Origin of the sequence: Curtobacterium sp. PhB170, assembly GCF_003752345.1 — a bacterium.
GTDB lineage: Bacteria > Actinomycetota > Actinomycetes > Actinomycetales > Microbacteriaceae > Curtobacterium.
On sequence record NZ_RJUM01000008.1, the window covers coordinates 149,234 to 161,733 of the forward strand.

The following is a 12,500-nucleotide window of genomic DNA, read 5'->3' on the forward strand; positions in this document are numbered from 1 at the left end:
GGCGGACGGCACCGGACCCCGCGCTCGACATGACCGCGGAGCAGACACCCGCATCGACCAGTTCCCGGACCGTCCGTGCGTCCGAGAACGCCGAAACGGCCCGACCCCTCGAGAGGGTCGGGCCGTTCAGTGTTGGGGTTCCTAGCGGGTGACGGTGATGGTGGTGGTCACCGCGTCGCCGATCAGGTTGCCCTTGGTGATCTGCTTCGTGTACATCGTGTACAGCTGCGGGCTGAGCGTGCGCTCGATCGTGATCGACCAGTTGCCCTCGTCGTTCACGGTGGCTTCACCGAGGCGGCTCGAGGTGCCGCCGAGGACGACCTTGCTGCCTGCTGCGCCGGTGCCCGTGAAGGTCACGCCGGTGCCCGACACGCGGTCACCGTCGGCCGGAGTCTGCACGACGACCGGAGCGGCCGTGCCGTAGTCGAGCGTCGCGGTCTTCGCGGGGGAGACCACGCCGCCGACCGTCTGGGTGACGGTGAAGGTGCGGACACCCGGGCCGGCCGGGGCGACCTCGACGGAGTACTCCCCGTCAGCCGCGGTCGTGGTGCCGATGACACGGGCGCCTTCGCGGACGACGACCGTTGCGCCGTCCTGCGCCTTGCCGCCGATCGTGGCGTTCCGCTCCACGTTGTCGTCGAACTTGCCCGCGGCGGTGAGCTCCGCGACCTTCTTGTCCTCAACGGTCACGCGGATGCCGACCTTCTTGGTCAGCCCGCCCTTGCTGGTCTGCAGCGCGTGCAGCGCGTAGACCGTGGGCTTGAGGTCCCGCTTGACGTCGACTGCCCAGGCACCATCGGTGACCTTCGTGTCACCGAGGGACGAGACGTTGCCGCGCATGTCGAGCTTGGCGCCGGTGGCGCCGGTACCCGTGAAGCGGATCGAACCGTTGGTGACGGTGGCACCGTTGTCCGGGGTCAGGATGACCGGAGCGGCCGGGTTGCCGTAGTCGAGCGACGTGCTCACCGGTGCAGAGGTCTTGCCCTTCACGGTCTGGGTCGCCGTGAAGTCGTTCACACCGAAGTGCGCCTTCGCCACGGGGATCGTGATCGAGTAGCGGCCGTTCGCTGCGGTGGCGGTGCCGACGGTGGAGCCGTCGGCAGCCTTGACCGTCACGGTCGCACCGGTCTGGGCCGAACCGGACACCTTCGCCGGCAGGTTCTCGTCCGTCGTGTCGAACGCGGCCTGGGCGGTGATCGGTGCGATCGACTCGTTCGTCACGACGACGCGGATGTCGACCTTCTGCGTCAGGCCGCCCTTGCTCGTCTGGAGCGCGTGGAGCGCGTAGACGTTCGGCGTGAGCTGGCGGGTGACGTCGACCGTCCAGGCACCGTCTCGGACCGTGCTCGTGCCGATCGCGCTGACGTTGCCACGCATCTCGAGCTTGGCGCCGGTGGCACCGGTGCCGGTGAAGCGGATCTCACCGTTGACGACGGTGGCACCGTTCTCCGGGGTCGAGATGACCGGGGCGACGGGGTTGCCGTAGTCGAGCGAGGTGTCGACGGGTGTCGAGACCTTGCCGTTGACGGTCTGCGTCACGGTGAACTCGTTGACTCCGAAGTGGGCCTTGTTCGCCGGGACGGTGATCGAGTACCGGCCGTTCGCGGCAGTCGCCGTGCCGATGGTCGAGCCGTCGGCCGCCTTGACGGTCACGGTGGCACCGTTCTGGGCCGACCCGCCGATGGTGGCGGGCAGGTTCTCGTCGGTGCGGTCGAACGCCGCGGTGGCGGTGAGTTCGGCCGAGTCGCGGATCTCGACCGAGATCCGGACCTGCTGGGTCAGACCGCCCTTGGTGGTCTGGACTGCACGCAGGTCGTACCGGTTCGGGGTCAGGACGCGGTTGGCGTCGACGACCCAGGCGCCGTTCTCGATCCGGGTCTCACCGATCGAGGAGACGTTGCCGCGCATGTCGAGCTTGGCGCCGGTGGCTCCGGTGCCGGTGAAGCGGATCGAGCCGTTGACGACGGTGGCGCCGTTGTCCGGGGTCGAGATGACCGGGGCCGCGGGGGTGCCGTAGTCGAGCGAACGGTTGAGCGGAGCGGACTCCTTGCCCTTCACGGTCTGGGTGATCGTGAAGTCGTTGACTCCGAAGTGCGCCTTGTTCGCCGGGATCGTGATCGTGTACCGGCCGCTGCTCGCGGTCGCCGTGCCGATGACGGTTCCGTCGGCACCCTTGACCGTGACGGTCGCACCGAGCTCGGCAGTACCGGAGATCGCCGCGGGCAGGTTCTCGTCGTTGGGATTGAACGCTGCGGTCGCAGTGAGCGGCGCCACGACCTCGCGGTCGGCGATCGTGATCGTGATCGGCTGGTTCGTGGTGCGGCCACCCTTGGTGGTCTGCACCGCCCACAGACGGTAGACGTTGTTCGTCAGCTGACGGGTGACCGGAGCAGACCACTGGCCGTCCACGACGTCGCCGGAGGCGATGGCGGACGAGGAGCCGCGGACGGTGACCTTCGCACCGTTGTCGCCGGTGCCGGTGAACGTCAGGCCGGTGGGCTGCACGGTCGACCCGTCCTCGGGGGAGGTGATCCGGATCGGTGCGACGGTGCCGTAGTCGAGCGATGCGTCGACGGGGGAGGAGACCTCGCCGTTCACCGTCTGCGTGACGGTGAAGTCGTTGACGCCGTCGCTGACACCGGCCGGGGGCACGTCGATGGAGTACTTCCCATCGACCGCAGTGGCACGGCCGACCTCGTTGCCGAGGCTGTCCTTGACGATCACGGTCGCGCCGGTCTCGGCGGCGCCGGAGATCGTCGCGGGCTTCGTCACGTCCTCGTCGAACGCACCGACCGCGGTCAGCGGGGTGACCGGGACGGTCGCATCCACCGTGAAGGTGACGCGTTCGGTGGAGGGTGCGCGGCCGCCGGTGGGCGTCTGGGTGACGTCGACGACGTTGCGGCCGTCGGGCAGTTCGGCGGTGGGCTGGACGGACCACTTGCCGTTCTGAACGGTCGTGGTCGCGATGGTGTTGCCCGCGGCGTTCTTGACGAGGATCGTCGCGCCGTTGTCACCGGTTCCGGAGAACGTGGGGCGCTTGGTGTCGACTGTGCCGTTGTTCTCCGGCGATTCGATCACGAGCGGGGTGACGGGGGCCGGGACGTCGACGGTGAACGTGACCTGCTTGGTGACCGGGTTGCCCGCGGTCGGCGTCTGGGTGACGTTGACCGTGTAGGTGCCGTTGGTGAGGTCGGCATTCGCGGGGACCGACCACTTGCCGTCCTTCACCGTGGTCTCGGCGATGGTGAGGCCGGCGGCGGACTTCACGGTGACCGTCGCACCCTCGTCACCGGTTCCGGAGAACGTCGGACGCGGGGTGTCGATCGTGGAGTTGTTCGCCGGGGTCTCGATGACCAGGTCGGACGCAGACACCGAAGCCGTGACGGTGACACGGTCGATCTCGGTGCTGCCGACCTTCTGGACCGCGGTGAGGCGGTTGTCGCCGTTCGTGAGGCCGGTGACGGTGATCGACCAGTCACCCGTCGTGGCGTTGGCCGTGACGGTGGTGTCGCCGATCGTGACGTCCGCACCGGGCGTCGCCTTGCCGGAGACGACGGCAGTCTTGGCGTCGTTGTCGACGGAGCCGACTGCAGCGGTCAGCGCCGCGGTCGTGACCTTCGTCGCCGAGCTCCCGGTGAGGTCGATCGTGCCGAGGTCGGTGCTGCCGGTGATGTGGCCGCCCATCGAGGTGTTGCCGATGGGTGCGCCCGCCGGGGTAGCGACCTGGATCGTCCACTTGCGGTCGAGGTTGCTCGCGTCGCCTGTCGACGAGGTCGGGGTCCAGTCGAAGGTGATCGTCTTGCCGTCGTTGCTGACGGTGCCGCCCTTGAGATCGAACCGTCGGTCCACCTTCCACGAGTCGGCCGAGCTCTGACGGTAGTGCGCCGGCGCGGTCGTCTGCGCCGGGAAGGTCGTGCCCTCCGGTGCGGTGAAGACGATCTGACCGCCGTCGTAGCGGGTGACGGTCCGGTCGTTGTGCAGGACGAACGGCACACCGGCGTTGCCACCGCGGTTCAGCTCGGTGGTCCCCGCATCGCCGATGCTGAGCCCGCCGTTCACCGCGATGTCGACCGTGAACGAGACCTGCTTCGTGACGGGGTTCCCCTCGGTCGGGGTCTGGGTGACGCTCAGCGTGTACGAGCCGTCGGTGAGGTCGGTTCGTGCGGGGACGGACCACTTGCCGTCCACGACCGTGGTCTCCGCGATCGTGAGGCCGGCAGCGGACTCCACGCGGATCGTGGCGCCTTCGTCACCGGTGCCCGAGAACGTGGGACGGGGGACGGTGACGGTGGAGCCGTTCACCGGTGCCCCGATCACGAGGTCGGCGATCGTGCGGATCTCGGTCGCGGTGTTCCCGGCGGCCGAGAAGTTGCCCTGGCCACTGGTGCCGGTGAACGTGTACCCGACCGAACCGGTAGAGCCGTTGACGTCCGACGGCGTGGCGACCTTGGCGGAGAGCCGGATCAGCGACCCCTCGGGGACCGTGAAGTTCCCGGTCGAGGACACCTTGTAGGTGAGGGTCTTCCGGTCGGCCGAGAGCGAGCCCTCGGTCTGGTTGAGGTACGCGGAGGACTTCCACTCCTCGCCCGGCTTCTTGTACTCCACTGCGGCGTCGTCCGCGCCGGCGAACGTGGTGCCGGCGGGGGCGGTGAAGGTGATCGATCCGTCAGGGTTGGTGCGGTCGACGGTGGTCTTCACGGTGACGGGAACCGTCGTGGTGGTCCCGCGCTTGAGGGCGACCTTCTCGGTGGAGTCGGCGATGATGCCACCCCCGTCCACGATGGTCACCGTGAGGTTGCGCGAGTCGATCCGGGCGCCCCCTGCCGTCTGGACGGCGGTGAGTGAGTTCTCGCCGTCAGCGAGGTTGGTGACGGTGATGGACCAGGAGCCGTCCGCCTGGCTGGCGGTGGTCTTCTGGTTGCCGATGGCGATCTCGGCGCCCTTGGTGGCCGTGCCCGAGACGACAGCGGTCTTCGCGATGTTGTCGAAGGAGTCGACCTTGGCCGTCAACGCGGTTGCGGCCTTCAGCGTTGCGGTGCCCTGTGGGCTCGACGAGCTGTAGGACGGCGGCGGCGTGAACCGACCGGTGATGGTGGTGTCGGCGGCGGGAGCTGCATTTGCCTTGATCTTGAACGAGCGGTCCGGTTGCGTGGTCGCCTGGCCAGTGAGGGTTCGGCCGGACACGTTGGTGATCGTGAGCGTGACGACCTGTTCACCGGCGCTGTTGTCAGCAGCGGTCCACTCGTTCTTCCACGTCGCACTTTCGTCCTTGGCGGGGAGGCCGTTGGCGCGGTACCCCTTCGGCAGGGTGAGCGACCAGGAGAACGATTCGTTGTTCTTGACGTCGATTCCCGTGTTCCCGGACGAGGGCTGCGGCTTCCACTTGACGACGCCTTCAGTGCCGTTGGTGAAGAACGTGCCGGCGTCGGGCGTCGCGGTGATGCCGTGGAACCCGAGCGTGGTCGAGAGCTCCTGCACATTGACCGTCAGCGACTGGCGGTCGATCTCGGTGCTGCCGAGCTTCTGGATGACGGCGAGGGTGTTCGCGCCGTTCTTGAGGCCGGTGACGGTCAGGTTCCAGTTGCCGGCGGAGTTGACGTCGGCTTCCTGGTTCCCGATGGTGACCTTCGCGCCGGGGGTTGCCGTGCCGGACACGGCGGCGCTCTTGGCGATGTTGTCGACGGAGTCGACCTTCGCGGTGAGGGCTGCGGTGTTGACCTTGGTGGACGTGGAGCCCTGGGCGCGGTAGGCGCCCTTGTCGCTGGTGCCGGCGTAGGTGTAGTTCAGGGTCGAGTCGCCGCGCTGTGCGTTGGCGGGGGTGATGACCTTGAGGGTGTAGCGGTACTGCTCGCCGGAGACCATGTTGCCGCCGTCGGTGTCGACGGCGAAGCGGACCTTGGTGTTGTTGTCGCTGAAGGCGGCGTTCTTCATGTCGAGCTTGGCGTAGGAGTTCCACGAGCCGCTGTCGCCGGTGCGGTACTTCGCGGCGACGGTGGTCTGGGTGGTGTCGAACGTGGTGCCGGTGGGGGCGGTGAGCTCGACGGTGCCGACCATGTCGGAGCGGGTCTCGTTGTTCTTGACCGTGAAGGGGACGTCCGTGGTTGCACCGCGCTCGAGGTTCACGGGGTCGGTGGTGCCGGGGACGAGGGTGCCGCCTTCGACGATGGTCGCGGTGACGGTCTTGCGGTCGACCTCGGTGCCGTTGACCTTCTGGATGGCGGTGAGCTCGTTCGCGCCGTTCTTCAGGCCCGTGACGGTGATGGACCAGGAGCCGTCGGAGCTGTCCGCGGTGGTCTCCTGGCTCCCGATCGACACCTTCGCGCCGGGGGTTGCCTTGCCGGACACGACCGCGGTCTTGGCGATGTTGTCCACGGCGCCGACGGTTGCGTCGAGTGCCCGGACAGAGTCGTTCGGGGTCTCGGTTTCAGTTGGGATGCCGGCTCCCGTCGTGAGCGCGAGCACGAGGCCGCCGTAGTGCACTCTCGGTCCCTGGACCCGGTATTCCGCACCGGTCCCGTCGTGGAAAGTCATCCGGCCGTTCGGGAAGGTGATATCACAGTAATAGCCATGCAGTCCGCCGACAGCGAAGACGGTTCCGCCGGAGCCCGTACCCAGCCCCCACAGGCCCATGCAGCGGCCTTGACTCGTGAAGCGCTTGGACTGAGCGTCGTACACGAATGAACGCGAGGCGCGCTCGGCCTCAGCCTTGGTGCCGAAGGCACGCACGTAAGCCGTCGACTCCTCATTGACGATTGCAGCGAACTGGCTGCCGTACTTCCAAACCGGCGTGTAACTGACGCTGTTGGTCGACTCGGACCCCGCCGCCGTGATCCCAGGTGATGCCGGGGCCGAAGCAGTGGCGGCGGCGGGTCCGAAGGACAGCCCGCTCACGATGGTGGCGGCAGCGAGACCCGCTGCGCCGAAGGACTTCAGGGCGGTGGTCGCCCTCTTCTTGCTTGACATGTGCATCTTTCAGGACGGGCCGCTCACGCGGCGCTCGGGAGGATGTCCATGCAGCGGCTCGTGCCGCACATGATGTGCCAATACTAGCATGTGAAATATTTACAGCCCAGCTCGGTGTGCTGGTAAGCGCGACCTGGGAGTTGAGTGGGATCGACGCAACTTCGGCCTCACGGAGTTGACGCCAACCGAGTCCTGAGTAGAGTTGAGTCCATCGGACGCAAGTCCAACGACTTACCTCGAGCAAGAAGGAGCACCACACATGGGACGTGCAGTAGGCATCGACCTCGGAACCACCAACTCGGTCGTCAGCGTTCTCGAGGGTGGCGAGCCCACCGTCATCGCGAACGCCGAGGGCCTCCGCACCACGCCGTCGATCGTCGCCTTCACCAAGGACGGCGAGGTCCTGGTCGGCGAGACCGCCAAGCGCCAGGCCGTGACGAACGTCGACCGCACCATCGCGTCGGTCAAGCGTCACGTCGGCACTGACTGGACCACCGAGATCGACGGCAAGAAGTACACGCCGCAGGAGATCTCGGCCCGTACCCTCGGCAAGCTCAAGCGCGACGCCGAGCAGTACCTCGGTGAAGACGTCACCGACGCGGTCATCACCGTGCCGGCGTACTTCAACGACGCCGAGCGCCAGGCCACGAAGGACGCCGGTGAGATCGCCGGCCTCAACGTCCTCCGCATCATCAACGAGCCGACCGCGGCTGCCCTGGCCTACGGCCTCGACAAGGGCAAGGAAGACGAGCTCATCCTGGTCTTCGACCTCGGTGGCGGCACGTTCGACGTCTCCCTGCTCGAGGTGGGCAAGGACGACGACTTCTCGACGATCCAGGTCCGCGCGACCTCCGGTGACAACCGCCTCGGTGGTGACGACTGGGACCAGCGCATCGTCGACTACCTGATCAAGAAGTTCAAGGACGAGCACGGCGTCGACCTGTCCACGGACAAGATCGCCAAGCAGCGCCTGAAGGAAGCTGCTGAGCAGGCCAAGAAGGAACTGTCGTCGCAGATGTCGGCGAACATCCAGCTGCCGTACCTGACGCTCACCGCCGAGGGCCCGCTCAACCTCGACGAGACCATCTCGCGCGCGCAGTTCGAGCAGATGACCTCCGACCTGCTCGACCGCACCAAGAAGCCGTTCAACGACGTCATCAAGGAAGCCGGTGTCTCGGTCAACGACATCGCGCACGTGGTGCTCGTCGGTGGGTCGACCCGCATGCCCGCCGTGGCTGAGGTCGTCAAGCAGCTCACCGGTGGCAAGTCCCCGAACCAGGGCGTCAACCCGGACGAGGTCGTCGCCGTCGGCGCCGCACTGCAGGCCGGTGTGCTGAAGGGCGAGCGCAAGGACGTCCTGCTCATCGACGTCACGCCGCTGTCGCTCGGCATCGAGACCAAGGGCGGCCTGATGACGAAGCTCATCGACCGCAACACCGCGATCCCGACCAAGCGGAGCGAGACCTTCACGACCGCTGACGACAACCAGCCGTCGGTCGCGATCCAGGTCTTCCAGGGCGAGCGCGAGTTCACCCGCGACAACAAGCCGCTCGGCACGTTCGAGCTCACCGGCATCGCGCCGGCTCCCCGTGGCGTCCCGCAGGTCGAGGTCACCTTCGACATCGACGCCAACGGCATCGTGCACGTGTCCGCCAAGGACAAGGGCACCGGCAAGGAGCAGTCGATGGTCATCTCCGGCGGCTCGTCGCTGCCGAAGGAGGACATCGAGCGCATGGTCCGCGAAGCCGAGGAGCACGCGGCCGAGGACAAGGCCCGCCGCGAGGCCAACGAGCGTCGCAACCAGGCCGAGCAGCTCGTCTACTCGATCGAGAAGCTCATCAAGGAGAACGACGACAAGCTCCCCGAGGACGTCAAGTCCGAGGTGCAGGCCGACGTCGACGCGCTCAAGTCGGCGCTCGCGGGCGAGGACGAGGACGCCGTGAAGACGGCCTTCGACAAGCTCAACGAGTCGCAGGGCAAGCTCGGACAGGCCATCTACAGCCAGCAGGACGCAGCAGCCGGTGCAGCCGGTGGCGAGCAGCCCGCGGGTGAGCAGCCGGCCGACGACGAGGACATCGTCGACGCCGAGGTCGTGGACGACGAGGACGACAAGGACAAGAAGTAGCGATGACGGACCCCAAGGACAACGCGCCCAACGAGGAAGACCCTCAGATCGAGGGCGAAGCCACGAACGCGGCCGAGCCCGAGGACCTCATCGAGGCGGAGGGGCCCGACGTCGAAGTACCGACCGACGGCCCCGCCGCCGGCGGCCCGGCAACGGACGCGGCGAACGACCTCTCCCCGGAGGACCAGGCCCTGCTCGACGACGCAGCCCGCGGTATCCAGGAGGACAAGCTGTCCGACACGGACCGCGACCTCGTCGCCGAGATGCGTGCGGACATGCTCCGTGCGCAGGCCGAGCTGGTGAACTTCCGGAAGCGTGTCGAGCGTGACCGTGAGGCGAACCGCGAGGTCGCCATCGCCGAGGTGGTGCGGGCCCTGCTGCCGGCGCTCGACGACCTCACCCGGGCCGAGGCCCACGGTGACCTCGCCGAGGGTCCGATGCAGGTCATCGGCCAGAAGATCCGCGGGGGCTTCGACAAGTTCAAGCTCGTGCAGATCGGCGAGAAGGGTGAAGCCTTCGACCCGAACATCCACGAGGCGATCGTCCAGCTCCCGACCCCGGGTGCCACCGGCCAGACCGTGGCGGACGTCGTCGAGCCGGGCTACAAGCTCGGCGAGCGCGTCCTGCGTGCGGCCAAGGTCGCGGTGGCGGTCCCGGCCTGAGCCGGAACGGAAGGTAGGTACCAGTGGCCAGTCAGGACTGGTTCGACAAGGACTTCTACAAGGTCCTCGGAGTGTCGAAGGACGCGTCGGAGGCCGAGCTGAAGAAGACCTACCGGAAGCTCGCGCGGCAGTTCCACCCGGACTCCAACCCGGGTGACACCGCGGCGGAGAACCGCTTCAAGGAGATCAGCGAGGCCTACTCGGTGCTCTCCGACAAGGAGCAGCGCCAGGAGTACGACCAGGTCCGTGCCATGGGCTCCGGCGCCCGCTTCACGGCGGGCGGCGGGGGCCAGGGCGGCGGCTTCGAGGACGTCTTCGGCGGGATGTTCGGGCAGCAGGGCGGGGGCGGACAGCGCGTCCGCTTCGGCCAGGGCGGCCCGGGCGGTGCGGGCGGCTTCGAGGACATCCTCGGCGGGATGTTCGGCGGCGGTGGTGGCTTCGGCCAGACCTCCGGCGGCTACCGCGGCTTCGGTGGACCGACGAAGGGTCGCGACGTCACGGCGTCGACGACGCTCGACTTCACCACGGCGATCGCCGGCGACACCGTCAAGCTGTCGCAGGGCAACGGTCGCCCGGTGAACGTCCGCATCCCCGCGGGGGTCGCGGACGGCCAGAAGATCCGGCTCCGCGGCCGCGGCGAACCCTCGCCCGACGGCGGCGAGGCCGGTGACCTGGTGGTCGCCGTCTCGGTCCGCAAGCACCCCGTGTTCGAGCGCGATGGTCTGAACCTGCGCGTGGACGTCCCCGTGACGTTCGTCGAGGCAGCCCTCGGCGCGACGATCGAGGTCCCGACGCTCGGCGGTTCGCCCGTCAAGCTGAAGGTCGCTCCCGGCACGCCGTCGGGTCGCGTCCTGCGCGTCAAGGGCCGTGGCGTCGCGACGAAGAACGGCACGGGCGACCTGCTCGCGACCGTCCAGGTCGCGGTGCCGTCGCACCTGTCGGACAAGCAGCGTGAGGCCGTCGAGGCACTCGCCGAGGCGCTTCCCGACGAGAACCCGCGCGAGGACCTCCTCGCCAAGGCGCGTGACTAGCGTCACGCAACCACAGCAGTAAACCGGCCTGGAGGCGGGGTGCGGCTTCCTGACGGACGCTCGCCGGGCCTCCAGGCTGGTTTTCACCACCACGCGAACGACGGAAGGAACACGCCATGACCGACATGGACGAGAACTCGCCCGTCTTCGCGATCGCGGTCGCCGCGGAGCTGTCCGAGATGCACCCGCAGACGCTGCGGCAGTACGACCGGCTCGGCCTGGTCGTGCCCGGCCGGACCCGCGGCGGTTCCCGCCGCTACTCGATGCGCGACGTCGCGCAGCTGCGCGAGATCGCGCGCCTCGGCTCCGAGGGGGTGTCGCTGGAGGGGATCCGGCGAGTGCTCGACCTGGAGAACGAGAACAAGGACCTACGCGACCGGGTGCGCGAGCTCGAGACCGCGTTGGCGGACCAGCTCATCAACCGGCCCGGCGCGCGGGTGTTCGCGGCGACGACCACCGGGGCCGCGGTGTCGCTGCGGGCCGGTGCGCGGCCGCAGCGGAACACGCAGATCGTGCTGTACCGCGGGCCGCGCTGACCGGAACTCCGGCAGCGATCGGTACGCTGACGCGGTGCCAGACTTCGCCGACCTCTTCCGCCGCCGCGACGACTCCGCCCCGGATCTCATCGCGATCGACGGCACCGACCGGTTCCTCATCGACGAGGCGCCGCACGTGCACGGTGACGCACTCCGCCAGCCCGGCGAGGTGGCCGTCGTCGATGACCGCCTCGGAGTCCTGACCCTCGGACTCATCACGCAGTACGGCGCCTCGGACATCCGTGTCGTGCAGGACTCACTCGTGGGGGAACGGGCACTCGAGGCCAACGCCGGCACGTTCGGGCTGCGCGGCTTCCACCACCCGGACTCGCTCGAGGACGCCTTCCGCGACGTCCGACTCGTGGTGCTGCGGCTGTCGAAGTCGCACGACCGGCTCGACGAGATCGCCCGAGCAGTTGCTCGGTTCGCGGCTCCTGACGTCGTGCTGCTGTGCGGCGGCAACGTGAAGTACATGCACGTGTCGCAGAACGACGTGCTGCGACGCTCGTTCGGAGAGGTCACGGCCTCGCGGGGGCGGGGGAAGTCTCGGCTGCTCATCGCGCAGGACCCGCTGCGTGCTCAGGCGAACCGTGCTGCTGCGACCAACCCGTGGCCGCGGTCGGTGCACGTCGACGACCTCGGCATGACCCTCGTCGCGCACGGTGGGGTCTTCGCGGGGACTTCGCTCGACCAGGGCACCCGGGTGCTGCTCGAGGCGATGGACGACGCCGTGCCGACCGCGCGGACCGTCGTCGACCTCGGCTCCGGCAACGGCGTCATCGCAGCGGCGATCGCGCTGCGTCGACCGAACGTCCAGGTCGTCGCGACCGACGTGTCCCGGATCGCGGTGGCCTCGACGCGGGCCACGGCGGAGGCGAACGGCGTCGCGGACCGGGTGACGGCACTGCGCACCGACGCCGGCGACGAGCTCGCAGCCGGGTCTGCCCAGCTGGTGCTCTGCAACCCGCCGTTCCACGCGGACACCACGGTGACCACCGACGCGGCCGAGGCGATGTTCCGGAACGCGGCCACGATCCTCCAGTCCGGCGGTGAACTGTGGTGTGTCTGGAACTCGCACCTGCGCTACCGACCGGTGCTCGAGAAGGTCGTCGGACCGACCCGGCAGGTCGTCCGGACCGACAAGTTCACCGTCACCGCGTCCCGACGGGCATGACGAAAGGGC

The 12,500-nt window shown here is 68.4% G+C and carries 6 protein-coding genes; 5 read left to right on the forward strand and 1 reads right to left on the reverse strand.

All coding sequences use genetic code 11. From position 1 onward, the window contains the following. Nucleotides 1–141: 141 nt before the first annotated feature. Complete coding sequence (locus tag EDF40_RS01285; RefSeq protein WP_185002637.1) at nucleotides 142–6,963, reverse strand: Ig-like domain-containing protein; 6,822 nt, start codon at nucleotides 6,961–6,963, stop codon at nucleotides 142–144. Between the two features lie 259 nt (nucleotides 6,964–7,222). Between EDF40_RS01285 and dnaK the strand changes: the two genes are divergently transcribed. From dnaK to EDF40_RS01310, 5 genes are all read left to right on the forward strand, one after another. Further along, the gene (gene dnaK, locus EDF40_RS01290; RefSeq protein ID WP_123293529.1) at nucleotides 7,223–9,088 is read left to right on the forward strand and encodes a molecular chaperone DnaK; all 1,866 of its coding nucleotides are present in this window, start codon (nucleotides 7,223–7,225) and stop codon (nucleotides 9,086–9,088) included. A gap of 2 nt (nucleotides 9,089–9,090) precedes the next feature. Next, complete coding sequence (locus EDF40_RS01295) at nucleotides 9,091–9,750, forward strand: nucleotide exchange factor GrpE (protein WP_123340034.1); 660 nt, start codon at nucleotides 9,091–9,093, stop codon at nucleotides 9,748–9,750. A gap of 23 nt (nucleotides 9,751–9,773) precedes the next feature. Next, on the forward strand, nucleotides 9,774–10,781 hold the full coding sequence (locus tag EDF40_RS01300) for a DnaJ C-terminal domain-containing protein (protein WP_123340035.1): 1,008 nt from the start codon (nucleotides 9,774–9,776) through the stop codon (nucleotides 10,779–10,781). 125 nt (nucleotides 10,782–10,906) lie between these two features. Then, nucleotides 10,907–11,317 carry a heat shock protein transcriptional repressor HspR gene (locus EDF40_RS01305; protein ID WP_123293837.1) on the forward strand — a complete coding sequence of 137 codons (411 nt, stop codon included), beginning with the start codon at nucleotides 10,907–10,909 and terminating at the stop codon, nucleotides 11,315–11,317. 34 nt (nucleotides 11,318–11,351) lie between these two features. Continuing rightward, nucleotides 11,352–12,491: a class I SAM-dependent methyltransferase gene (locus EDF40_RS01310; RefSeq protein WP_123340036.1), complete on the forward strand. Its 1,140-nt coding sequence runs from the start codon at nucleotides 11,352–11,354 to the stop codon at nucleotides 12,489–12,491. The last annotated feature ends 9 nt before the right edge of the window (nucleotides 12,492–12,500 follow it).

What these genes read in the sequence shown, in the direction of transcription:
- EDF40_RS01285 (WP_185002637.1), bottom strand. Translation starts at nt 6,963, where the DNA reads ATGTCAAGCAAGAAGAGGGCGACCACCGCCCTGAAGTCCTTCGGCGCA.
- dnaK (WP_123293529.1), top strand. Translation starts at nt 7,223, where the DNA reads ATGGGACGTGCAGTAGGCATCGACCTCGGAACCACCAACTCGGTCGTC.
- EDF40_RS01295 (WP_123340034.1), top strand. Translation starts at nt 9,091, where the DNA reads ATGACGGACCCCAAGGACAACGCGCCCAACGAGGAAGACCCTCAGATC.
- EDF40_RS01305 (WP_123293837.1), top strand. Translation starts at nt 10,907, where the DNA reads ATGGACGAGAACTCGCCCGTCTTCGCGATCGCGGTCGCCGCGGAGCTG.